The sequence below is a fragment of the Serratia sp. M24T3 genome (genome assembly GCF_000257645.1).
Classification (GTDB): Bacteria; Pseudomonadota; Gammaproteobacteria; order Enterobacterales; family Enterobacteriaceae; genus Rouxiella.
In genome coordinates this window covers 277,062-300,675 of record NZ_AJHJ01000001.1, presented here as the reverse complement: position 1 = coordinate 300,675, position 23,614 = coordinate 277,062, and the positions used below count along the sequence as shown (strand labels likewise).

General features: G+C 46.6%; 21 protein-coding genes and 1 other RNA gene. 8 read left to right on the top strand and 14 right to left on the bottom strand.

Going from position 1 to position 23,614, the window contains the following annotated elements:
* The first annotated feature begins 32 nt into the window (after nt 1–32).
* The 5 genes from arcB (at nt 33) to SPM24T3_RS01165 (ending at nt 10,467) form a co-directional block, all read left to right on the top strand.
* Complete coding sequence (gene arcB / locus SPM24T3_RS01185) at nt 33–2,426, top strand: aerobic respiration two-component sensor histidine kinase ArcB (RefSeq protein WP_009634851.1); 2,394 nt, start codon at nt 33–35, stop codon at nt 2,424–2,426.
* A gap of 845 nt (nt 2,427–3,271) precedes the next feature.
* A complete protein-coding gene (gene mtgA, locus SPM24T3_RS01180; RefSeq protein ID WP_009634850.1) occupies nt 3,272–4,003 on the top strand; it encodes a monofunctional biosynthetic peptidoglycan transglycosylase in 732 nt (243 codons plus the stop codon).
* Nucleotides 4,004–5,025: 1,022 nt separating this feature from the next.
* Nucleotides 5,026–7,206 (top strand): polysaccharide biosynthesis tyrosine autokinase, encoded by a 2,181-nt coding sequence (locus SPM24T3_RS01175; RefSeq protein ID WP_009634849.1) that lies wholly within the window; start codon nt 5,026–5,028, stop codon nt 7,204–7,206.
* A 337-nt stretch (nt 7,207–7,543) separates the two neighbouring features.
* Nucleotides 7,544–8,761, top strand: coding sequence for a hypothetical protein (locus SPM24T3_RS01170; RefSeq protein ID WP_009634848.1), 1,218 nt, complete (start codon nt 7,544–7,546; stop codon nt 8,759–8,761).
* Nucleotides 8,762–9,081: 320 nt separating this feature from the next.
* Nucleotides 9,082–10,467 carry a hypothetical protein gene (locus SPM24T3_RS01165; RefSeq protein WP_009634847.1) on the top strand — a complete coding sequence of 462 codons (1,386 nt, stop codon included), beginning with the start codon at nt 9,082–9,084 and terminating at the stop codon, nt 10,465–10,467.
* A 120-nt stretch (nt 10,468–10,587) separates the two neighbouring features.
* On the opposite strand, the gene dolP is transcribed toward SPM24T3_RS01165, so the two are convergent.
* The 4 genes from dolP to SPM24T3_RS01145 form a co-directional block, all read right to left on the bottom strand.
* Nucleotides 10,588–11,163, bottom strand: coding sequence for a division/outer membrane stress-associated lipid-binding lipoprotein (dolP, locus tag SPM24T3_RS01160; protein ID WP_009634846.1), 576 nt, complete (start codon nt 11,161–11,163; stop codon nt 10,588–10,590).
* 9 nt (nt 11,164–11,172) lie between these two features.
* The gene (gene diaA / locus SPM24T3_RS01155; RefSeq protein ID WP_009634845.1) at nt 11,173–11,763 is read right to left on the bottom strand and encodes a DnaA initiator-associating protein DiaA; all 591 of its coding nucleotides are present in this window, start codon (nt 11,761–11,763) and stop codon (nt 11,173–11,175) included.
* 70 nt (nt 11,764–11,833) lie between these two features.
* Nucleotides 11,834–12,205 (bottom strand): YraN family protein, encoded by a 372-nt coding sequence (locus SPM24T3_RS01150; RefSeq protein ID WP_009634844.1) that lies wholly within the window; start codon nt 12,203–12,205, stop codon nt 11,834–11,836.
* Between the two features lie 93 nt (nt 12,206–12,298).
* Nucleotides 12,299–14,368, bottom strand: a complete 2,070-nt coding sequence (locus SPM24T3_RS01145; RefSeq protein WP_009634843.1) for a penicillin-binding protein activator — start codon at nt 14,366–14,368, stop codon at nt 12,299–12,301.
* A 62-nt stretch (nt 14,369–14,430) separates the two neighbouring features.
* Here SPM24T3_RS01145 and rsmI point away from each other — a divergent pair, with 62 nt between their 5' ends.
* Nucleotides 14,431–15,318, top strand: coding sequence for a 16S rRNA (cytidine(1402)-2'-O)-methyltransferase (rsmI, locus tag SPM24T3_RS01140; RefSeq protein WP_009634842.1), 888 nt, complete (start codon nt 14,431–14,433; stop codon nt 15,316–15,318).
* A 74-nt stretch (nt 15,319–15,392) separates the two neighbouring features.
* Nucleotides 15,393–15,771, top strand: an RNA gene (gene rnpB / locus SPM24T3_RS24215) — RNase P RNA component class A.
* 268 nt (nt 15,772–16,039) lie between these two features.
* Here the strand turns inward: rnpB and SPM24T3_RS01135 are convergent.
* Entirely contained in the window at nt 16,040–16,744 is a 705-nt protein-coding gene (locus tag SPM24T3_RS01135) for a pirin family protein (RefSeq protein WP_009634841.1), read from the bottom strand.
* 111 nt (nt 16,745–16,855) lie between these two features.
* Here SPM24T3_RS01135 and SPM24T3_RS01130 point away from each other — a divergent pair, with 111 nt between their 5' ends.
* Nucleotides 16,856–17,752, top strand: coding sequence for a LysR family transcriptional regulator (locus SPM24T3_RS01130; RefSeq protein ID WP_009634840.1), 897 nt, complete (start codon nt 16,856–16,858; stop codon nt 17,750–17,752).
* Here SPM24T3_RS01130 and SPM24T3_RS01125 read toward each other — a convergent pair.
* The 9 genes from SPM24T3_RS01125 to exuR form a co-directional block, all read right to left on the bottom strand.
* Nucleotides 17,749–18,747, bottom strand: a complete 999-nt coding sequence (locus tag SPM24T3_RS01125) for a glutathione S-transferase family protein (RefSeq protein ID WP_009634839.1) — start codon at nt 18,745–18,747, stop codon at nt 17,749–17,751. The two genes, SPM24T3_RS01130 and SPM24T3_RS01125, sit on opposite strands and share 4 nt — an antisense overlap.
* A gap of 174 nt (nt 18,748–18,921) precedes the next feature.
* Nucleotides 18,922–19,314, bottom strand: coding sequence for a DoxX family protein (locus SPM24T3_RS01120; protein ID WP_009634838.1), 393 nt, complete (start codon nt 19,312–19,314; stop codon nt 18,922–18,924).
* A gap of 367 nt (nt 19,315–19,681) precedes the next feature.
* Nucleotides 19,682–19,963, bottom strand: coding sequence for a YqjK-like family protein (locus SPM24T3_RS01115; RefSeq protein ID WP_009634837.1), 282 nt, complete (start codon nt 19,961–19,963; stop codon nt 19,682–19,684).
* On the bottom strand, nt 19,960–20,367 hold the full coding sequence (locus tag SPM24T3_RS01110) for a phage holin family protein (RefSeq protein ID WP_037377292.1): 408 nt from the start codon (nt 20,365–20,367) through the stop codon (nt 19,960–19,962). Before SPM24T3_RS01110 ends, SPM24T3_RS01115 begins: the two co-directional genes overlap by 4 nt.
* A 4-nt stretch (nt 20,368–20,371) precedes the next feature.
* A complete protein-coding gene (locus SPM24T3_RS01105; RefSeq protein ID WP_009634835.1) occupies nt 20,372–20,677 on the bottom strand; it encodes a YqjD family protein in 306 nt (101 codons plus the stop codon).
* Between the two features lie 124 nt (nt 20,678–20,801).
* Nucleotides 20,802–21,179 carry a DUF1090 domain-containing protein gene (locus SPM24T3_RS01100; protein WP_009634834.1) on the bottom strand — a complete coding sequence of 126 codons (378 nt, stop codon included), beginning with the start codon at nt 21,177–21,179 and terminating at the stop codon, nt 20,802–20,804.
* 168 nt (nt 21,180–21,347) lie between these two features.
* The gene (mzrA, locus tag SPM24T3_RS01095; protein WP_009634833.1) at nt 21,348–21,737 is read right to left on the bottom strand and encodes an EnvZ/OmpR regulon moderator MzrA; all 390 of its coding nucleotides are present in this window, start codon (nt 21,735–21,737) and stop codon (nt 21,348–21,350) included.
* A 28-nt stretch (nt 21,738–21,765) separates the two neighbouring features.
* A complete protein-coding gene (locus SPM24T3_RS01090; RefSeq protein WP_009634832.1) occupies nt 21,766–22,446 on the bottom strand; it encodes a DedA family protein in 681 nt (226 codons plus the stop codon).
* A 350-nt stretch (nt 22,447–22,796) separates the two neighbouring features.
* A complete protein-coding gene (gene exuR / locus SPM24T3_RS01085) occupies nt 22,797–23,579 on the bottom strand; it encodes a transcriptional regulator ExuR (RefSeq protein WP_009634831.1) in 783 nt (260 codons plus the stop codon).
* Between the last annotated feature and the right edge of the window lie 35 nt (nt 23,580–23,614).

Here is a 23,614-nt window from a genome sequence, read left to right as displayed (position 1 = left end):
GGGTATTGACGATTTTTTCTCAAGGAAAGGCTATGAAGCAAATCAGATTACTTGCTCAGTACTATGTTGACCTGATGGTCAAGCTCGGGCTAGTCCGTTTTTCGCTGTTGCTTGCCTCGGCGCTGGTAGTATTGGCAATGATTGTGCAAATGGCCGTAACCATGCTGTTGCGCGGTCAGGTTGAAAGTATCGATGTAGTGCGTTCGATATTTTTCGGCCTGATCATTACTCCGTGGGCGGTTTATTTCCTCTCGGTGGTGGTCGAACAACTGGAGGAATCCCGTCAACGCCTGTCGAGGCTGGTCGATAAACTTGAAGAAATGCGTCATCGTGATTTGACACTTAACGAGCAGCTTACAGAAAATATTAACCAGCTGAACCAGGAAATCGCCGATCGTATCAAAGCCGAAGAGGCGCGACTGGCGGTAGTCGACAAACTCAAGCTGGAAATGCAGCATCGCGAGCAGGCACAAATTGAGCTTAGCCAGCAGTCAGCTTTGCTGCGCTCATTCCTCGATGCCTCACCCGATTTAGTTTACTACCGTAACGAAGATAAAGAGTTCTCTGGCTGTAACCGTGCCATGGAATTACTGACCGGATTAAGCGAAAAGCAGCTAATCGGCCTGACTCCAAATGACGTTTATTCCCCTGATATTGCAGAAAAAGTCATCGAAACCGATGAAAAAGTGTTCCGCCATAACGTGGCTCTGACCTATGAACAGTGGCTGGTTTATCCCGATGGAAGAAAAGCCTGCTTTGAGTTGCGTAAAGTTCCGTTTTACGACCGTATTGGGAAACGCCATGGCTTGATGGGCTTTGGACGCGATATAACAGAGCGTAAGCGCTATCAGGACGCGTTAGAGAATGCCAGCAGGGAAAAGACCACCTTTATCTCAACGATCAGTCATGAGCTTCGTACGCCGCTTAACGGAATCGTGGGCCTCAGCCGCATTTTGCTGGACACCGAGTTGGACAGCGAGCAGCACAATTATCTGAAAACCATCCACGTCAGCGCCATTACGCTGGGTAATATTTTCAATGACATTATCGAGATGGATAAACTCGAGCGCCGCAAAGTGCAGCTCGACAACAATCCGGTCAACTTTACCGATTTCCTCTCCGAGCTGGAAAACCTTACCGGTCTGCTGGTGCAGCCGAAGGGGCTGAAATTTGTGATGCAGCCAGATATCCCGCTGCCGCACACCGTGCTCACAGATGGCACCCGTCTGCGCCAGATCCTCTGGAACCTGATTGGTAATGCGGTGAAATTTACCCATCAGGGAGAAATTGTCGTGCGCGTCCATCATCAGGAAAACGACCAGCTGTGCTTCGAAGTACAGGATTCCGGAATGGGTATTCCGCAGGACGAGCAGGACAAGATTTTTGCCATGTACTATCAGGTCAAAGATCAGAACGGCGGTAAACCAGCGACTGGCACAGGTATTGGTCTGGCGGTTTCCAAACGACTGGCGCAGAGCATGGGTGGCGACATTCTGGTCAATAGCAGTCCTGGCAAAGGATCGTGCTTTACCCTGACGGTCTGTGCGCCATCGCTGGATTTGCCTGAAAAAGAAATTGATGAGGATGACATCCTGCCGCTGCCGGCATTGAATATTCTGCTGGTGGAAGATATTGAACTCAACGTGATTGTTGCGCGTTCCGTTCTTGAGAAGCTGGGAAGCAGTGTCGAGGTGGCGATGACTGGCCAGGCGGCGCTGGAGATGTTCGATCCTCACGAATTTGATTTGGTACTGCTGGATATCCAGTTGCCAGATATGACCGGCCTCGACGTGGCTCGGATCCTGCGCGAAAAATATGCCGGACAGTCGCTGCCGCCATTGGTTGCACTCACTGCCAACGTGCTGAAAGATAAAAAAGAGTATCTCGAAGCGGGTATTGATGACGTGCTGAGCAAGCCTCTGTCTGTACCGGCGCTGACTGCTATGATTCAGTTGTTTTGGGATCATCAGCCAGATCACGAGCCTTCTCCTGCAGAGGGAAAACCAGGGAAGAGCAATGAAGAACTGCTTGATATCGCCATGCTTGAGCAATACATGGAATTGGTAGGGCCCGGATTAATTCATCAAAGTCTGGAGATGTTCGAGCAGATGATGCCGAGCTATCTTGAAGTGCTTGATTCCAATATGACCGCGCGTGACCAGGCAGGGATTGCCGATGAAGGGCATAAAATTAAAGGAGCCGCAGGGTCTGTGGGCCTCAAGCATTTACAACAGCTTGCACAACAAATTCAGACTCCTTCACTACCCGCGTGGTGGGATAACGTTCAGGATTGGATTGAAGAGTTGAAACTTGAATGGCGCAATGACGTTAAAACGTTGCGTGAGTGGACGACAAAAGCGGAAAAAAATAACCCCAGCCTAAGCCGGGGTGCGCGAATACTGCGCCAACACCAGGGAAATGGGTAACCCGCGTATCGTTCTACTAAGGGTAATTATTCGCAGGCCTTGGTTAATCAGATGTATAAGTGTAATACAACTTTAGGTAATCAACATAACAAATATCAGTGAAGCTGTTACGAGAATCATTAAAAACTGTGATGTAGATTAATCTTTGTGTGTACAAAAGTTCAAGCGCTAATCTCAGTAAATTTTGGACGGGGCTATTTTAACCGCTCAATGAACTAATCATTGTGAGGTAATTTGAAGAGCGTTTGCTGATTCATAAGCCCGTTGCGGCATGGTTTCCGCTGAAAAAATGTACTTTAAAAGCACAATGTATGGTTGGTGGGGTGATGCAACTTGCTGTAATAAATAACTTATCTGAAAATGGCAGACAGACAGGCAGCGATTTATAATAGACATAAAGAAAATAGCCAGGTGTGAAAAAATTTCACTTTAAAGCCTAGGTAGGAACCGGTTCCTTTCAGGCGTTATTTATTCGGCAAACAGCAAAATTTTCACCGATAACTGTCTGGTAATACTGTCGGGCTTGTTAAGTAAAAGTAAACGTTTACACGATTTTTATCCAAAATTGATAAGAAATGCAAACCAATTAGATTTGAGTTATTTCCAACTGTACTAATTGCGAAAGAAATTATTTCTATCAGGTATTATGTTTGGGAACTCGGGATTTTAAATTCGGAACTCATTGATGCGTTGGGCGTAGATACCGTATGTTAAACGGCGATAGGTTCATTTTCTGCCTATGATAGCGACAGGGTTTGCATGCAAAGAATTACCTCAGCTTGCGTACAACGCGGCGTTGATGTGGGTATTGATAAGTTGATCGGAAGTGTCAGGGATTGTATTGAATGCGCAAGTCACTAAAAAAGACACCGTTATATAAGCCATTTTTGTGGCTTAAAAGAGCCATTATTTCCTTGCTTGGTATCTGGTTAGCCGGAATTGTATTTTTTTCGTTTTTACCTGTGCCTTTTTCGGCTGTAATGGTTGAAAGGCAGATTTCAGCTTGGTTGAGCGGTGATTTTGGTTACGTAGCTCACTCAGATTGGGTATCAATGAATGAAATTTCTTCACCTATGGCATTGGCTGTGATGGCAGGTGAAGATCAGAAGTTCCCGGAACATTGGGGATTCGACGTCGACGCCATTCAGTCCGCTTTGTCCCATAATGAGAATGATGACGCGAATATTCGTGGCGCTTCGACACTTTCGCAGCAAACTGCTAAAAATCTTTTTCTCTGGGATGGGCGCAGCTATTTACGTAAAGGACTGGAGGCTGGTTTAACTGTCGGGATTGAAACCGTTTGGACTAAACGGCGAATTCTTACTGTTTATCTGAACATTGTGGAATTTGGTGATGGCGTGTTCGGCGTTGAAGAAGCGGCTCAGCATTTCTTCCATAAACCCGCCAGCCGGTTGACTGCTTCACAGGCGGCATTATTAGCTGCCGTATTGCCTAATCCACATTTGTTTAAGGTCAATGCACCTTCAGCCTATGTGCTCAGGCGCCAGCAGTGGATCCTGAGACAAATGAGTCAACTGGGAGGCGATTCCTTCCTTGCAGAGCATAAGCTACACTGACTATAAGTTTTCAGGAAAAGTCCTAGGCACCAGTGAAAGCTTTTTAAAAACAGAATTAACTTTTTAATGCATTTGGATGATTAAAGTTATAAAGATAGGCATAAATAGCTTTAACTTGATGCTTACATGCAGAAATTTTTTTATCTAGAAAGACAATATTTTAGAAGTTTTTCAGCATTGTTATGGTGAAAATACCGGCTTTTCTAAGCGATATGTAGGGCTGGAAAAACTGAGAACTCGAATTGCGAGTTTTAGTAAGCTAAACTCGGTATCTTGAGATATTCTTCACGCTATTGTAATGATAATCTCTCATTTACAAGAACAAAAATTTATACGATTTTAAGAGTGATTATTGTTGCACCATAGTCCAATATGACCTTTTTTTGAGTCAAATTATTCCCAGCATGGCCATTAAAGATGATAAGTCAGTTGTTATGATCTCTAATATTTGGCACAAAAATTGCTTAATTTTTAGTCAGTAATTCAATCGGTTTCTACAAGTTCAGTCAGTATTTTGGTAGCTGTGGAGCCAAGGGCGGTAGCATATCGAGTGTAAGTGTGGAACTGATCGGGTTTTCCACCCAATTATTCTCCTAAGGGGAGGAGGGTAAGTAATTTTTTAAGGATTATTAATATTTAATCAGTGAGTAATCGTTGTATCAGCAATCAATGTTGTTCTTTTTTGGAAAAGTAACTATGGGAGGTTTTGTCCAAAATTGGCCCATCTACAGGAGGGGTTGCTTGCGAAGCATAAGCAGGTTTTAGATGTGGATAAATTATAGTTTTACTCTATAAAACCACCAGATAAAGTGCTTGGAATATCTTTTTAGAGAATTAACACATGATAACAGTGCTGATAAAAACGGTTTGGAAAGTAATTTTAGAGCGTAAGAATACTTAGGTATAAGTTCGATATATCGATACTTCCGAGCCTGTATCACAAGTGATAAACTTGCGACTAATGGACCTAGCTTGCCAGAGCTGGGCAAAAGCTTAAAGAATAACAATCAGGAAAATACCGCATGTCATCTGTAACTCAAAATATTCGATCAGTTTCAGAACCGGATGAGATAAATATAGGACGGTTAATTGGTGAAATGATTGATCACCGAAAACTCATTATCGGTATAACATCCCTCTTCACTGTAATAGCTGTATTATTCGCTTTATTCTCTACGCCAATATATCAGGCAGATGCATTGGTTCAAGTTGAACCGAGGCAGGCCAATGAACTTTTGGATAGTTTGAGCAAGATGCTTCCTCAAGCTCCAGAGACATCGTCTGCTCCAGAAATCGCCTTGTTAAAGTCGAGAATGATTCTTGGCAAAACCGTAAATGATTTCAATCTTGAGGCGAGTGTAAGGCAAAAATACTTCCCAGTGATTGGCCGTGGTTTCTCAGCCTTGATGGGAGAGGAACCGGGACATTTAGAAGTTACTCGCCTCTACTTGCCAGAAGCGGGTGGCAATGATTCGGCCATTACTGTAACTGTTAAAGATGCAACCCATTACCAGGTAAATGGTGATGGGTTTACTGCTCAAGGTGAAGTTGGTGTGCTACTTGAGGATAAAGGCATATCTTTAATGGTTAAAAGCATTGATGCTAAACCTGATACAAAGTTTACTGTCACTCAATTAACTCAGCTTGATGCAATCAATAATTTATTAGCATCATTCACTGTTTTAGATAAAGGAAATGACACTGGTATTCTTAATTTAACTTTGACTAACACTGATCCAGCACTTGCTGCACAGCTGTTAGACAATATTAGTCAAAATTACCTAGCACAGAATATTGCTCGCCAGGCCGCACATGATGAGAAAAGTTTAGATTTCCTAAATGTGCAGTTGCCAAAAGTTCGCAGTGATTTAGATGCATCTGAAGATAAATTAAATGATTATCGCAAAAAGATTAATTCGGTTGATTTGACTCTTGAAGCTAAGTCAATTCTTGAACAAATTGTGAATGTCGAAAATCAACTTAATGAACTGACATTCAGAGAAGCAGAAATCTCCCAGCTTTATACTAAAGATCACCCTACTTATAAGGCATTGCTCGAAAAGCGTCAGACATTGGAAGATGAGAGAGCACAGCTGAATAAAAAGGTATCTACGATGCCTACTGATCAGCAGGAAGTTCTTCGCCTCAGCCGTAATGTTGAATCTAGCCAGGCAGTTTATATGCAATTGCTTAATAGACAGCAGGAATTAAGCATTGCTAAATCAAGCGCTATTGGAAACGTTAGGATTATTGATAGTGCTGTAACTTCACCAGGTCCTATCAAGCCTAAAAGAGCGCTAATTGTTGTTATTGGTCTTATTTTAGGCTTATTCCTCTCAATGGGCCTAGTTCTTGTAAGAGTCTTCCTGCGTCGTGGTATTGACTCACCTGAGCAATTAGAAGAGCTTGGGATTAATGTTTATGCAAATATTCCAGAATCGGAATGGTTGAACAAGCGTACAAACTGGAACGATAGTAAAAAGTTAAAAAACAAGACAAAGAAAGAAGCTGCGAAATTCTTGGCACTTGAAAACCCTACGGACCTATCGATTGAAGCGATTCGAGGTCTACGAACAAGCTTGCATTTTGCTATGATGGAAGCTAGAAATAATATTCTTATGATTTCTGGTGCAAGTCCAAATGCGGGTAAAACCTTCATTAGTAGTAATTTGGCAGCAACCTTGGCTGTAACTGGTAGAAAAGTTCTGTTTATTGATGCCGATATTAGGCGTGGTTATGCACATACAATATTTGGGCAAAAGCCAGGCAAGGGCCTTTCTGATCATCTTTCAGGCAGAGCCTCAATTGATGAAATCATTCATCCTGTTGCCAATGCGGGCTTTGACTTTATATCCCGCGGTCACATAGCACCAAATCCTGCAGAGTTGTTGATGCATCCGCGCCTTGAGCAGCTTTTAGAATGGGCTAAAGAACACTATGATTTGGTTATTATCGATACTTCCCCAATCTTGGCAGTGACTGATGCTGCTATCGTTGGTCGTTATGCTGGAACGACTTTATTGGTAGCTCGCTTCGAAGCAAACAGCACTAAAGAAATTGAAGTAAGTATTAAAAGATTTGAACAGAGTGGCGTTGAAATTAAAGGCTGTATCCTGAATGGTGTAGTAAGAAAAGCTAGTAGCTATTATAGTAATGGCTATAGCAATTATGGCTACTCTTATTCTGATGGAAAGAACAAGTAACAAATAGTTGAGGGGCTGTAAGCTATTAATGCAGCCCTTATTTCAAGTAAGTAAGCCTACAGGAGGTGATTAGTGAAAATTACCTTTCCCGTAAGCATTAAAAAGCATTTTACTTATTAGAGTTATCTTTGCTGGGTAACATTGGCGGTAACTAATAGGTTTAAAAAACCTTTTATTTCTTATTGGTTTTGGCGTTAATCAATAACGGATTTTTAAGGGTTTATTAAAGCTGAAATAAAGTAAGCCGCACCATCATTGATTGTATTTTTGCTGGAAAATACACGCCATTCATGATGGTTTATAAAATTTTACTATCGATGAATTGCATGGGATTACCATGAAAAACTTTATATTAAATAACGATAAATTTTTAGATACTGAGTATATAATATCATATAGCAAACTTGGTAATATGGCGCATTTTTTCTTTATACTGTCCATATTGTTATATCCAATTACTCTTGCTAATCATACACTTTATGTTATTCCTCAGGTTTTAATGCTCGGAATCTCTGTAGCAAATTTAAATAAAAGACTTTATTTTGCCGACTACACCGCATTTTTCTGTGGCATTATTGCATTCAGTATTCCTATTGTTGTAGAGCTTACTGCTCAAAGTACTAATTTTGAGCTTGCTTCTAAATTATTCGTCAATGTTGTTTCAATCATAGTGATTGCAGGTGATGAGCGAATTAAGTTCTCTACTAAAACCCTGAGACATATTAGGTATATTCTTGTTATATGGTTTGTTGTTATTGTTTTGCTTTATTTAAGCCAAGGCATAACAAGCCTCGCATCACTAGCAGTAGTGTTAGACTCAGGTTCAAATATTGACAGCTCCAAGCTATACAATTTTGCTGAACCCTTACATGAAACATTCTTGACTAAAAACATATCTGCTATGTTTGTTGTGTCAGTATTTTCTTTTTATATATATGTGGCTTACAGGCTTGATAAAAAGGTTAGCTTTTTAGAATTCATCCTCTTTTTTGTAGTTTCAACTGCTTTCCTGTCTCGACAATCTATTCTAACTATAATTACTCTTTATGGATTCTACAGGTTTGTTATTGCCGGGTATGCAAATAAAGTAATTGTTATTACAATGTCAGCTGCTTTAGGGATGTTGTTCTTTACTACATTCTTTAATCTCCAAAATACTAATGATGGTGCTAATCAGCGCCTTGATTTATGGAGATATTTCTTTAACCATTTCCAAGACTTCTTTTATCTTGGCAATGGAGTTGATCAGCTAAACACTATACTAAGAGCAAATCTTGATATTGATAATTTTCATATGTTCTTTATGAACCAAATAGGTGCATATGGAATATTTCATTTTATAGCTTTTTCTTTGTTCCTTATATTTATTTATAATCATGTGGGTGATAAGAAGGGTCGAGTCTTTTTAGTTGTAGGTTATTTTCTTAATGTTTGCTTCCAGACTTATGGCTATGAATATGGCAATCTTTTCCTCTTTATGGTCATGTATCCACTTATAGACCACAGGCCTGAACGCTCGTGGATACGCATACCTAAAATAACTTTTCGGCGTTAACCGACTTTCTAAGTGATTTGTAAAGGTTAGGTTTGTTAATAAAGATGTCTATCTACTATAAAGTAGACATCTTTTTCCGTTTTTATCTTGCGGACTATTTACTTAATATCTGGTTTTATCTTTTTTAAATGTCAAACCTTCCTCATTTCATATCATTTATTCCAAGAATTTATACTCTATAAATTACTCTTGTTTAAAGCCCCTTTCTATTTTTCAAAAATATCTTTTTCTATAATAAAATTACGGAATGTAGTACGAGTAAAAGGTCGGGAAGCTTTCATTCCATTGCTGCATGTTTACAATTTAAAAGGAAATTTTTTATGAATAGATTCATTTTTGCCATGATTATTGCGGGGCAAGTGCCTTATGCAATGGCAGAAAGTGTTGTTCAAGAAAAGTCACCGGAAAATGATAAGGTTATAGTTACTCAGCAGGAAAAAAATAATTCCGTTTCTAATTCAAGTACTGAACGTTATATAATGGGCTCCTCTGCAGCTAATCCAAACGTTTCATTAAAACGGACAGCAAATACCGATAATACCAGTCCAAGGCAGTCTATTTTTCCTGGGCAAACTATAAAAGTATGGGACTGGTTAGATGGGTTTAAAGATAGAGGGGCGATTGTCTCAATCGCTAATTTAAACACTCCTGTTGAGCAAGAACCTACAACGCAGGTCCTGGGATTAACCAGCCCATCGGGTTTAGGTTCATATTCTGATCGAGACTTTGTCGGCCTTAATGTCCAGATTACAGGTCCTCCTGCATTGCTCTCGACTACAAACACAAGATTCACTCCCCACTCCGTAACAAGTAGTGATATTGGCTCTGTCCGACGTTACTTACGTGTTGGCCAGATTATAGATGTTGATGACCCCTCTAATACAAAAAAATCTTACAGTGCAATAATTACTCACGTATCCGGAGATACTGTTACGGTTGATACCGGCTGGTTTGTCAAAGGAGGAGGTGGAAGTCAAGGGCTACCGCTCGCCGGATCTAAAGCCATTTTTGTTCCTAATACTAAGGTATGGGGACAAAACACAAATGTTATTCTCAACCCAGACTCAGAGGCTGATTCATTTTCCGGCTATGAGCTAGGCCTTCTAAATAATAAAATTGAAGGTTATTCTGGTTACGGTTTTGACTCGGTTAATCTTGGTAAATTTGGAATAGGAAATGCTTTTCAGTCCAGAGGTAAGTTTAACGTTGGATTTTATTCCTACCCAGGCGCAAATTACGGGTTTGTATCTCAAAATGCTGGCCTGATTGGATTTTATTCAGGTGCTGATAATACCGGTGTATCACTGCAAAATAACCATTATGGCTTGCAGGTTAAAAATCCCTCTGATTATGCATTTATTCAGCAGCGCAATGATAACTCTTTCGTTACTGGGGTTAATGCAGGAGGAAGTTGGCAAGGATTACGCTTATCTACAGCGCCCGTTAAAATCGGAGCGACAATCGATGATTTCACTGTTGTTGCTTTTGTAAGGCCTGCTGCTGATAAGGATTTTGTAAACTTGCCCGCAGGGAATGCGAATTCTGAGAGAACTATATATATAAGGAATTTATCATCTTCGGCTTCTTTGACTGTCAAAGGCCCCTTAGAAGATGGCGGCGGCAGTTTTACCATTGCGCCAAAAACGACCGTACAATTGGTCTGCGACGGTAAATCATGGTATCCGCTTTCTAAATATTCTTCTTAATATGTTTAAGAATCGGATTACAATTTATTAAGTATCTTATACGTTAAATAAAAAAGCCCATAATTCTAGAATTATGGGCTTTTTTTACTTGGTCAGGCCTGGCTTTTGTATAGGCTCTACTTATTTAACGTAAGTAAATGCCGTAGTGACGTGCTTAACCCCGCTGACGGCTGCCGCAAGTTTGGCCGCTGCCTGGCCTTGCTCCTGCGTGACCAGTCCCAACAAGAATACTTCGCCGTTCTCGGTGGTGACTTTCACATTGGAGGATTTCACCTGATCGCTGGTTAACAGCTGCGAACGTATTTTTGTGGTGATCCAGGTATCTCCCGAAGCAGTCCCCAAACTCACAGGGGTGCCGAGACGGATTTCATTATAAACGTCCGTTGCGCCATCGACTTTCATTGCAATCTGTTTGGCATTGTTGGCCATGTCTGTAGTGGGCGCCTGGCCTGTCAGCAGCACTTTGCCTGAATACGCGGTAACGATAATGCGCGCTTTGTCTTTCAAATCCTTGTTGGCACTAATTGCGTTGGAAACGCGAGCCTCTAATGTGCTGTCATCAACCTGGGTTCCCACCGTGCGTGGGTCGGTGCCCGTTTTGGTTGCTACGCCTGCCGCTCCGACAACCGCAGCGGCAACACAGCCTTGTAACAATAGGGCGCTAAGCACTACAGCAAAGAGGTAACTTGCCTTCATTGGATCTCCTTAATCGTCCTGGTGTGGAAATAGCGTGTTATCTATCAAGTCACAGAGGCAATTAACGGTAAGCATGTGCATTTCCTGGATACGCGCGCTGCGATGAGAAGGGATGCGGATCTCAACGTCATGCGTACCCAGTAGTCCTGCCAGCTCGCCGCCGTCATAGCCAGTAAGAGCAACAATGGTCATATCCCGTGTCACAGCAGCTTCTACTGCTTTGACAATATCACGACTGTTACCACGAGTCGAAATCGCCAAAAGTACGTCACCTGCCTGACCTAAGGCCCTAACCTGCTTGGCATAAATCTCTTCATGCAGGCGATCGTTGGCGATTGCGGTTAAAACCACGGTATCTGCAGAGAGTGAGATTGCAGGAAGGCTAGGACGTTCAGTCTCAAAACGATTTATCAGACAAGCGGCAAAATGCTGGGCGTTTGCTGCCGAGGTTCCGTTCCCGCAGCAAAGGATTTTATTGCCGTTCAGCAGCGATTGCACCAGCGTCATCGCGGCTCTGGAAATCGCATCTGGCAGCGCTTCTGCTGCTGCTATTTGAGTTTGGATACTTTCGGTAAAGCAGGCTTTGATTCTTTCCAGCACGTTATTTTCTCGTCAGTCAAATGTGTTGGCACGCCGGGGAAGCGCCGGTGCGTGTCCATCAGTCTTGGTACTATCCTTGCGCATTGAATGCATCTGGCAGCCATTCTATCTGGCAACCCGTGATGGCTAAAACATCAAAACGGCAAGATGATGTGTCAAAGCTTGCATCGTGTTGCGCAAGCCAGAAGGCCGCAGCACGCAACAGGCGCTGCTGTTTGGGGTATGTCACACTGGCCGCCGCACCGCCGAAGTTGGCATTGCGGCGATATCTAACCTCGACAAATACCCAGGTTTGCTTATCTCGCATGATGAGATCCAACTCACCGGCACGGCAGGATACGTTTGCTGCTATAAAGCTCAGCCCCGCCCGTTCGAGATAACGTCTGGCCAACGCCTCATAGCTTGCGCCAATCTGGCGGCGAGTCGGTTTATCAGTATTCATTGTACGTCCTTGTACCCGATACCCTAAGCGTTAATGCCGCAGCGGCGTCGAGCACCAACCGCGGCATTAAAATTCAGAATATTGATGCAAAGACTATGATGATACAGGAACTAAAGTGCCCTGACGGTATTGTAACCAAGGTAGCTGGCGATGTATCACACAATTGCTGTTTGCAGACAGATTACCGGTGGTGCCGGAAAGCTGGAAGCCAGACAATTGGCGGATTTGAGCAAAATGATTCGCCAAATTATAAGCATCAATTCCCATCGCGTAGAGCCGCACCAGAGAGTAATCATTATTAAACTTGCTGGTTGCCTGCTGCATTAGCCCCGGATTGGCACCGGCCAGCAACGGAATATCGCTGAACTGCAAGCCTTCCATTTCCAGGCGGTAATCCGGACCTGCTCCGGCCTGATAGCTGCGCGAGCTGGCATAGAGTGACGGTTTCACGCGGGTATTGATAGACAAATCAATCATTGGCTTGATCAGAGTGAGCTGATCCTGCGCGGCGACGATATAAATAGCGTCTATAGTACCCGAGCCGTCTGTAGAGCCGGCGGTAACTTGATCATCGCTCGGCGGCGAAGGGATGGTAATTCCACCGATAGTCACGCCAGCTGGCTGGGCTGGAGCCGCGTTCGCCAGAGTAATCGGCGTTCCGCTCAGACGCAGACCGCCACCTCGGCTCACCTGTTGTTTGAGGTCGGCATAAGAACCGATAGTCTGTTTCAACACGGTTTGGCCGCCTTGCTTTTGCCACTCATCGGCAAAGGCCTGCGCGATACGATCGCCAAAGTCACCGGCTGGAACCATCAACAGTGGCATTTGCTTATGCTGGCCAAAGATATGGCGCGCGGCGTCACGTGCTTCATCTTCAGGAGATAGCGCAAAATAGCAGATATTCGGGCTATTGGTTTCGGTTGTTGGCTGGTTAAGTGCCAACACGTTCAGTGAGGTTTGAGCCGAGGTCAGGGAAGTCACCTGATCTTTGAGCAGTGGACCGACAGCCAGCGTCGCGCCGTCTTGCTTGGCCTGAGCCAGCAGGGCAGGCAGCGGTTGACTGTTGGTATCATACACTTTGACCGTTGCTGAAGGCATTGATTGAACCGGAGCCGGCGCGGCTGGGGCAGCAGCGGGAACGGCGGCGGGTGCAGTCGTCGGTGTGCCTTGTGCTGCCGTCACGTCGGGTGCTGAAGTGCTCACTGCGGCATTAGGGTCGGCTGGTGTCGCGCTTGGCGTCACGGCTGCAGCAGGGGCTGCGGCAGGTTGTGCAGGCTGAGCCGGTGCAGGGCCGTTGGCCTGGCCGTTTACCGCCGCGTTGAAACCTTGCTCAATGGCGTTACCGTAGACCTGCGCAGCACCGCTTAACGGCAGCAGCAGGGCGATGGTTTCCGTTGAACCTGGTTTGAAGTTAATGACGTTGTTAAGTGCGGTTGGCAAGGTTTTAGCCGCCGGATTGTAAGGATAGCGCTTCTGCCAGTCCTGAATGCCGGCTTTCAGCAAGTTTGGATCCTGTTTGTTGGTCTGCCACAAATTAAGCAGGTCCAGCCATCCTTGCAGCACATTTTCATTGGCATTGATGACGATGGCGTTAACGTCCTGGGTTGAAAGCTGAGTGAGCGCCAACCAGGTCGCATCGATATTATCCTGATGCTCTTTGCCCTGTAACAGCGGCTCTTGTGCAATATAGGCACGCAACAGCGGCAGGCTGGCACGGCCCTGACTCGACGTAATCAAAGCTTTGTAGTAGCGAGATTTCTGATCGGCCGAGAGGGTATCGACGTCAAGCTTGCCCAGAGTGATGCTGGCTGACTGATTATTTTTCTGCGCGATCATTAACTCGGCACTCAGAAGCTGTTGCTCTGTCTGCTGGGCATTGGTCAGGCCCTGCTGAGGCAGCTGACTGAACTGAGACGCGGCTTCAGGAACACGGTTTTCACGTAACAGGGCATGAATCGCAAGTAATTGCCAGTTAGCCTTGTTATCATCACTGCTCTGCTGCGCCTGTTTCAAATAGTAGTCGGCGCTGCCGGTGCCCGCATCCTGTACGCTTTCTTTTGGCGTCTGCGGAGCCTGGCTCGAACAACTGGCAAGTAACATCGCCACGATAATTGCAGGGATCAAACGCCCCGTGCGGGTACGAAAAGTAGTTGAGGAAGGCATGCTGTTTCCAGTGATGTTTTTTTCAAGATGCTCAATATTAAATCGGCAATCCGGATGAAACAATGAATCAACACGATCAAGCAGATATTTCTGCATCAACGCTGTATGTGGTACCGACTCCAATCGGCAATTTGGGAGACATCACGCAGCGTGCTTTAGCCGTGTTGAGCAGTGTGGATTTGATTGCTGCCGAGGATACGCGGCATACCGGATTGCTGCTGCAGCACTTCGCTATCAGTGCAAAAATGTATCCTCTACATGACCATAACGAGCAGCAAAAAGCTGACCATCTTTTGTCAAAACTTCAGGCTGGTCAAAGTATTGCGTTAGTTTCTGATGCCGGAACTCCTTTGATTAACGATCCAGGGTATCACTTGGTTCGTCGCTGTCGCGAAGCTGGCATTCGTGTGGTGCCATTGCCGGGAGCCTGTGCGGCAATAGCGGCTCTTAGCGCTGCCGGTTTGCCGTCGGACCGTTTTTGTTATGAGGGTTTTTTGCCGGCCAAAACAAAATCACGCAAAGACACTCTTCAGGCGCTGATTGAAGAGACTCGCACCATGATTTTCTATGAATCGACTCACCGCTTGCTGGAAAGCCTTCAGGATATGGTCACTGTGTGGGGGCCGCAGCGTTATGTGGTGCTGGCTCGTGAGATAACCAAGACCTGGGAGTCAATCCACGGTGCGCCAGTGGGTGAGCTGCTGGCCTGGGTGCAGGAAGACGAAGTCCGCAAGCGTGGCGAAATGGTGTTAATCGTGGAAGGGCATGCGCCTGACAGCGAGGCGCTTCCGGCTGAAGCTTTGCGAACGCTGGCGCTATTGCAAAAGGAATTGCCGCTGAAAAAGGCTGCTGCACTTGCCGCCGAGATCCACGGCGTGAAGAAAAATCAGCTTTATCGTTATGCGCTGGAAAAGCAGGGCGACGAGGCGGGTGAAGAGGATGAAGAGTAAGGATTGACCAATAGGTTGGCTTATCGTCACCTCTGCCCTATACATCGGCGCGCGAACCCCCTATAATCCGCGCCGGAGTTGACCAGACAGTCGCCGCTTCATTGCCGTCCCTTTCGGGGGAGACAGATGAAGGGGAGGAAAGTCCGGGCTCCATAGGGCAGGGTGCCAGGTAACGCCTGGGAGGCGCAAGCCTACGACTAGTGCAACAGAGAGCAAACCGCCGATGGCCCGCGCAAGTGGGATCAGGTAAGGGTGAAAGGGTGCGGTAAGAGCGCACCGCGCGGCTGGCAACAGTCCGTGGCACGGTAAACTCCACCCGGAGCAAGGCCAAATAGGGGTTCACATGGTACGGCCCGTACTGAACCCGGGTAGGCTGCTTGAGCCAGTGAGCGATTGCTGGCCTAGATGAATGACTGTCCACGACAGAACCCGGCTTAACGGTCAACTCCACTCCATTAAAAACCCCGCTTCGGCGGGTTTTGTCTTTCCTGAAGCACGGCAAGATGAATGACTGTCCACGACCCTCTCTATGAAAGGAGGGCGGCTTAACGGTCAACGCCACGCCATTAAAAACCCCGCTTCGGCGGGGTTTTGTCTTTTCTGGAGCACGGCAAGATGAATGACTGTCCACGACCCTCTCTATGAAAGGAGGGCGGCTTAACGGTCAACGCCACGCCATTAAAAACCCCGCTTCGGCGGGGTTTTGTCTTTTTATTCGTTATCAGACCGGTAAATCGATCAGCAGCGCCTGCAATGTCGTGCGGGCAGTCACGGTGAGAATATTTTCCTGATGAATAAACGCGCCGTCGCCGCATACCAGATTCTGTTCGGCATGAGTGTCACCGCCCTGAACCTCTATCTGTCCGTGAATGGACTGGAGATAGGCGCGCGGGCCGTTGATTTTAAATTCCAGCATCTCGCCTGCTTCAAGACTGATGTGATGAATCCACACTTGCTGGCGGAGCTGTAGACTATCATTTTCGCCATTCGGAGAAGCCAGGAGGAAATGACGCTGCTCACCGAGCGCAATTTTCTGAATCAGCGGATTTTCATGTTCCGGGCATGCATCAAGCCAAAGCTGCATGCGGGTCAGCGGTTTGTTCTGACTCGGATTGTGCTCGCTGTAACTGACATTTGGTTGGGTAGACAACAGGGCCGCTTCGCCTGCACTCACCAGCACGCTGTTGCCTTCACTGTCGCGATACTCGGCATCGCCCTGTAACACCAGATTCAGCACGTCAACGCGGGGATAAGTGCGTGGCTGGAAGCTGGCACCCGGTGCCAACACTTCCTGGTTCAGGACGCGCAGCGAGGCATAGCCCATCAGCGTCGGGTCAAAATAGTGTCCAAAGGAAAAAGTGTAACGTGCCTGAAGCCAACCAAAGTCTGCTTTCCCGCACTCTTGCGCTGCTCTGCTTTTAATCATAGCCGTTGGCTCAGTTAAAAAAATCGATAGATAAATGGTAAGCGTCTGGACGCGTGATTGTTAGCCAGTTAATCTGGTCGCTATATTCAAATTTCCTGACAGAGAAAAACAATGGCCAAGGACCGAGCGTTAACTCTTGAAGCACTGAGAGTTATGGATGCGATTGATCGCCGTGGAAGCTTTGCCGCCGCAGCGGATGAACTCGGGCGTGTCCCTTCTGCACTGAGTTATACCATGCAAAAGCTCGAGGAAGAGTTGGATGTGGTGCTATTTGACCGTTCAGGGCATCGTACCAAATTCACCAACGTTGGCCGGATGTTGTTAGAGCGTGGCCGCGTGCTGCTTGAAGCGGCCGATAAGTTGACGGTTGACGCAGAGGCGCTGGCCCGCGGTTGGGAAACGCACATTACTATCGTCTGCGAGGCTTTGGCTCCGGCAGCTCAGCTGTTTCCGCTAATCGAAAAGCTCGCGTTAAAAGCCAATACTCAGGTCTCGCTGATTACCGAAGTGCTGGCGGGAGCGTGGGAAAGGCTGGAAAATGGCCGTGCGGACATCGTTATCGCGCCGGACATGCATTTCCGCTCTTCTTCTGAAATCAACAGTCGCAAACTTTACAAGCTGATGAGTGTTTATGTTGCCGCACCGGACCACCCGATTCATTTGGAAGCTGAGCCGCTTTCTGAGGTAAGTCGGGTGAAATATCGCGGAATTGCGGTGGCAGATACTGCCCGCGAGCGCCCGGTATTGACCGTGCAATTACTTGATAAACAACAGCGTTTGACGGTCAGTAGCCTGCCGGAAAAACGCCTCGCGCTGTTGGCGGGTTTGGGCGTTGCAACCATGCCTTATCCGATGGTCGAACAGGATATCGCCGAGGGTCGCCTGCGGGTCGTTAGCGCGGAATACAATCGCGAGGCGGATATCATTATGGCCTGGCGTCGCGACAGTATGGGCGAAGCCAAGGCCTGGTTCTTGCGAGAGATCCCTAGACTGCTGGCAACCCGTTAGTCTTCACGAGCTCCAAATCGGATATCACGTCCGTGTTCGGCCTCGAGATCCTGTGCTGGCCCGGTCGAGATGATGCCGTAAGGGTTGATGGTGGCGTGGCTGCGATAGTAGTGATTGCGGATGTGCGCCATATCAACGGTTTCGGCAATGCCCGGCATCTGGTAGATATCGCGCAGGAAGCCGTAGAGGTTGGGATAGTCACTGATACGATAGCGGTCGCATTTGAAATGAGTGACATATACCGGGTCAAAACGAATCAGCGTGGTCCATAAGCGTAAATCGGCTTCGGTCAGCTGATTTCCGGTGAGGTAACGCTGTTTCTCAAGCATTGCCTCTGCCTTCTCGAGGGCAGCAAATACCCCTTCCACCGCCTCGTCATAGGCTTCCTGACTGGTAGCAAATCCGGCTTTGTACACACCGTTGTTAATCTGCGGGTAGATCCATTCATTCACTTCATCAATCTTTGAACGCAAAGCATCGGGATAATAATCACCGGCACGGGCGCCAACAGCATCAAAAGCATTGTTGAAGATGCGCATGATATCGGCAGATTCATTGCTGACGATGGTTTGTTGCTGCTTGTCCCACAGAATTGGCACAGTGACGCGGCCTGTATAGTCATTCTGCGCGCGCAAATATATCTCGTAGGCATAGTTCAGATGATAAAGATCGTCGCCGGTTGTCGCAGGGAAATCGGTAGCGAAGGTCCAGCCATTTTCGAGCATTAAAGGATGAACTACGGAAACCGTTATCAGCTTCTCAAGTCCTTTAAGCGTGCGCATCACCAGAGTTCGGTGCGCCCACGGGCAAGCCAGAGAAACATAGAGATGGTAGCGATCTTTCTCGGCGGTAAAACCTCCAACGCCGTGAGGACCGGGTTGACCGTCCGCAGTGATCCAGTTGCGAAACTGCGATGTTGAACGTTTGAAATGCCCGCCGGTTGACTTGGTGTCGTACCAGATGTCATGCCATTTACCTTCGACCAGCTGTCCCATGGTGGTTCTCCCGTTTATTCCTGCTTTTAAAAACGACAGGAATATTCAAACCGTTAATGTGAAATGAAAAAGGGCGAGGTGATTGCTCACATCGCCCACAAAATTATTTGCCGATGATCCACTGACCCAAGTATAGCGCGTCAACTGCGGTGCCTGAGAAGTGTTGGCGATGGCTTACCAGTTCTTTTTCAGCAAGCGGTCGATGCTGAACGCGCCTGGACCCGCTGCAAACAGTACCAGGTAGCCGCCAGCGATGGTTAAGTTTTTCATAAACATCATCTGGTTAACAGGCACCGAGAAGTCTACGTGGAACAGCAGCGCGGTCAGGAGAGTAAAGACTGCGGTGATAATCGCCGTGGTGCGAGTCAGGAAACCAAACATAATTGCCAGACCGCCGCCGAATTCCAGCAGAATGGTCAACGGCAGGAAGAAACCAGGCACGCCAGCAGAAGCCATGTAGGCCGCAGTTGCGGTATAAGCATGCATTTTGCCCCAGCCTGCAACGATGAACAGAATTGGCATCAGGATGCGAGCGATCAGTATGGCGGTGTTTTGTACTTTGTTCATTGCCTGAAACTCCGAGTAAGAAGGCCAAAAAATTTGGCTTTAAAATGACGTTTAGTTTAAAAGCCTCGCCGGTTTGTATCCGCATCGTGGCCTTGTCTGTGTTGATGGCGCTGATAATAGAGGGGAAATTCGGAGTTTGTAAGCAAGTAAAACTGTTTATTATCATCAAATAAATTGAATTAATTCCAATAAAAGAAAATTTTTTGATGATGATGTAGTTTTAACTGATTAATTTCAAAGGGGAATAATTCAGAAAGGTTATCTTTCGGCTAAAACATTCTGTGGAAAATCTGCACAATTAAAAGCATGAAGACAGTGGGGTAGGGGAAGCTGGGAAGACAGGGAAAAAGGCTGCGGGGAGCAGCCTTTACTTACTGAAAGTTTTACGGAACAGGCGAACGGTTCCCCAAATGCTGAAGGCCCTTTTGGACCAGCGAATCAAACGGCTAGGATGTCGGATGCTGTAAATTGCCGCCGCGCTGGAAGCAACAACCAAATATTTGCGTGCGTCAAAAAGTTTGACCCACACATGGTCGAGTTTTGTGGTGGAATCCAGCCAGTGATCGGCTGCGATCGCAAGATCGGCGCGTTCGCGCTCGATCTTGCGGAGTAACCTGGCTTTTTCAATTACTGGTGCCGGTTTGCTCATTCCAGATCTTCCTTCTCCAGTAACGCGCGATCGATCTTCAACTGCCTGCGCGAGGCGCTAAGCAAGGTCGAACGCCGGGCTTTACCAATTGTCCAGGCCCCTAAAATAACTGCCAGCAACAGTAAAACCGCCGTTGATACGGCCATAGCCATTAGACGATGGGCCGGGTCGATTGCGATAAATAGCACAACCAGCAGCCCCATCAAACCAAAGGCGGTGAAAATCAGGGTGATACACGCCATCAACAACAGCTGGAAAAGGTTTGCTTTCTCTTCTTCCAGCTCGACGACGACCAGGCGCAGGCGTGTTTCAATCATCCCGACCATAATAGTCACGATACGTTGAGCGCTGTCGAGAATGCCTCTTCCCGGTCCCTGTGGAGTTGTTCTTGGAGTTTCTGCCATAGGATTAACGGCGTGCTAACAGTACGCCAATCACAACACCGACTGCGGCACCAATACCTACGCCAGTCCATGGTTTGTCGTGAACGTAATCGTCAGCTTTGCCGGCAATTTCTTTGGTTTGGCTGGCAATTTTTTCACCAGTATCACCCAGGCGTGAGCGGGTGTCTTTCAGCAAGCCTTCTGCTTTGCTACGCAGTTTGTCGAGCTCTGCTTTTGGCTTATCTGTTGAGGTCTGGAGTACTTCTTCAAGGGTATCTGCCAATGATTTCAGTTCAGCACGCAGATTGTCGGACGTTGAGTTACTAGCCATAATTCGTCACTCCATAACTTTATGATAAGAATATTAAACATAGCGGATTTTAATGACAGTGCAAATGCGATTTCTCTGGTATTGGACATAAGCATTATTCTGCCAGCTTAAGCACAATTTTTTGCTAATGAGTTGAAACTTCATTCAACTCGTGCAATGCCTCATCAAGTTTCTTCTGCTGTTTCGCAATTTTTTCTTTATTGCCGCCCGCCTGGACTTTTTTAAGTTCTCGGGTGCGTTCGTTAACCTTTTCCTGTTTTTCAGCAATTTTCTGCTGCTTATCCTTTTGCAGGTCGGCTTCAGTACAGTGAGCCTGACTCTCATTCAGGGCTTTTTGCAGCCCGGCGATTTGATCTTTGTTGTTGTGCTGGTGGGCATATTCAAGCTGCTGTTTAATTTCCTGCTGTTTGGTGGCGCAGGTCTCCGCCGGTTTGGCAGCATAGGCGGTAGAAGCTAGCGCCAGAGTCGGTAACATTAACAGTGCGGCTAATGATGTTTTCATTATTCCCTTTCCTATTTTATTGATGAGGGCGTAAGAAGCGCCTCTTCCTTGCCGATCAGATCCACGCTGCGCAGCTTCGGCAGATGAACGATTAATGTCTATGAGGTAACTATAGTGAGGCGGGATAGAAAAGCTATTAAGCAAACTCTGAATAAAAGTCAGGCAGGATTAGCCCATTTTTGGCTGGTCACGAGCGATTTTACTGGCCCAGTCATGCAATGGAGCAGGGCTGAAAGGTTGAATGATATAACCGCCATGCAGAAGGGACTTGAGTGTTTCCCGAGCCAGATGCTCCTGCTGAGGTAAGTGCAGTTTGACTACCAGGCTGCCGTTGGCTGGAGTGATACTTTCGATTTCCACGCCGCGCTGGCTAAGTCCCTGATAAAGAGAGAAACCATCGGGAAGATCTTCGCCAGGCTGGGTTGGACTAATCTTGAAGGCTTCGGCATTTACAGGCATTTTTGGCAAAGCAATAACGCCCACCGTGGTCAACATTAGCAGAACCACAAAAGTCAGAGGCCAAAGAATATATTTCTTTGAAAAAGTTAGCTTGAACATACTACATACCTTGCCGGAATATTCGATTTCATGCGTTTTTTCCTTTGGCGACTCGGTCGGCCTTTTTCTTTTTCCACAACACGATCACTGAGCCAACAAGGCCGATAACCAACAGCAAGACAGGCAGTACCATCAGGCACAGCATGAGCTGGTCTTCATACTTTCTGAACAGCGGCGTTTTACCAATGAAATAGCCCAGGCTGGTCAAAATAACTATCCACAAGAACCCGCTAATCCAATTGAAAAACTGGAACCGGGCATTGCTAAGACCGGATATTCCGGCAATGGTTGGTAATAATGTCCGTACAAAAGCTAAAAAACGGCCAACCAACAGCGCCGACAAACCGTGTTTGTGAAACAGCTGGTGCGCACGCTCATGGTATTGAACTGGAAGATGCCCCAGCCAACTTTGCACTACGCGCGTATTGCCCAGCCACTTGCCCTGAACGTAACTCAGCCAGCAGCCCAGGCTGGCTGCTGTTGTAAGCAATACTATTACCAGCGGAAAACTCATCGCGTCTTTTGCTACCAGCACGCCCACCAGAATCAATAAGCTATCGCCGGGTAAAAACGCGGCAGGCAGCAGGCCATTTTCAAGAAAAATGATCACGAACAGCACGATATACAGAGTCCAAATCAGCGAAGGATTGGCCAGTGTTTCGTAATCCTGTTGCCAAAGGGCATGCATAAGTGAGCTGATAATTTCCATGTGTCCTGAGAAACTCCATAGATTTCAAATGGTGAGCGAACAATTTGCGGAGAGATTTTCTCGATGCCAACCGCTTACCGATATTGTGAGTTTCCCGTTGTGCATCATGCACACAGCCTGCGATTCGAAAATGTTGCCTAAGCAAAGAGGCCGTAAGAAAACTGGTCTAACTGTAACAAAGTATCAATCGCCGAAATAGCCCATTGATGCGTTTAGTGGCCTTTGGTTTAACTTTGAGAGGACTTTTTACACTGGCTGACATTACTGGAAGTCGTTTGACATTTTTTAAAGAAAATCGGGATGAGGCAGGCGGCCCAGAGTGGGGCCGCCATGAGTTCTAAAAGCGGGGATTATGCTTTGTTTTGGCCTGATGCAGCCGTATCGAGATCTACCACTGGATTCTCAGTATAAAGGTAGCGATCGACATTAAATTCAAAGTCATCGCTGGTGGCGCGGAACAGCATTTGTTTGGTGTTTTCAAGATGTTGCCACATTGCTAGCTTGGCGGCTTTTGGATCTCGGCGGATTAGCGCCTTGAGGATCAGGTCGTGATCTTCGCACCAGCTCTCAATCGATTTCTCATCGATATGCTCGTGCAGCTTGCGCCAATAAGGATTGTGCAAACGCTGGCTCCACATTTTTTCGACGATCACCGCCAGCGCGCTGTTTTGCGTCGATTGCGCGACCTGAATATGAAACTGTAAATCCCACTGCGAATCGCGAAAACGGTCTTCTAGCCTGGCCTGCTCCTGGATTTCCATCAGGCGCATGATGTCCTGCTTGTTTACCTGAGTCGCGGCGAACTCGGCAATATTACTTTCAACCAGTTGACGGGCCTGCAGTAATTCGAAAGGCCCTGCGGCATCAAATTCGCCATCGGATCCCGGTAACAGCAGGTTTTTTTGCTGGTTGGACATTACGTGGATGCCGGAACCTTTCCTGACCTCCACATAACCTTCGACCTCGAGCATGATAATCGCTTCTCGCACCACAGTACGACTGACGCTCATTTCCTCTGAAATCAGCCGTTCGGCGGGCAGTTTTTCTCCGACCGGATAAACTCCTTTTTCGACGCGATCTTTCAGCGTCGCGGCAAGTTGTTGGTAGAGACGTCTGGATTCAGTCGGTTCCATGATTAAAGGCTCTTTAGTTGAGGTGCTACAGGTAT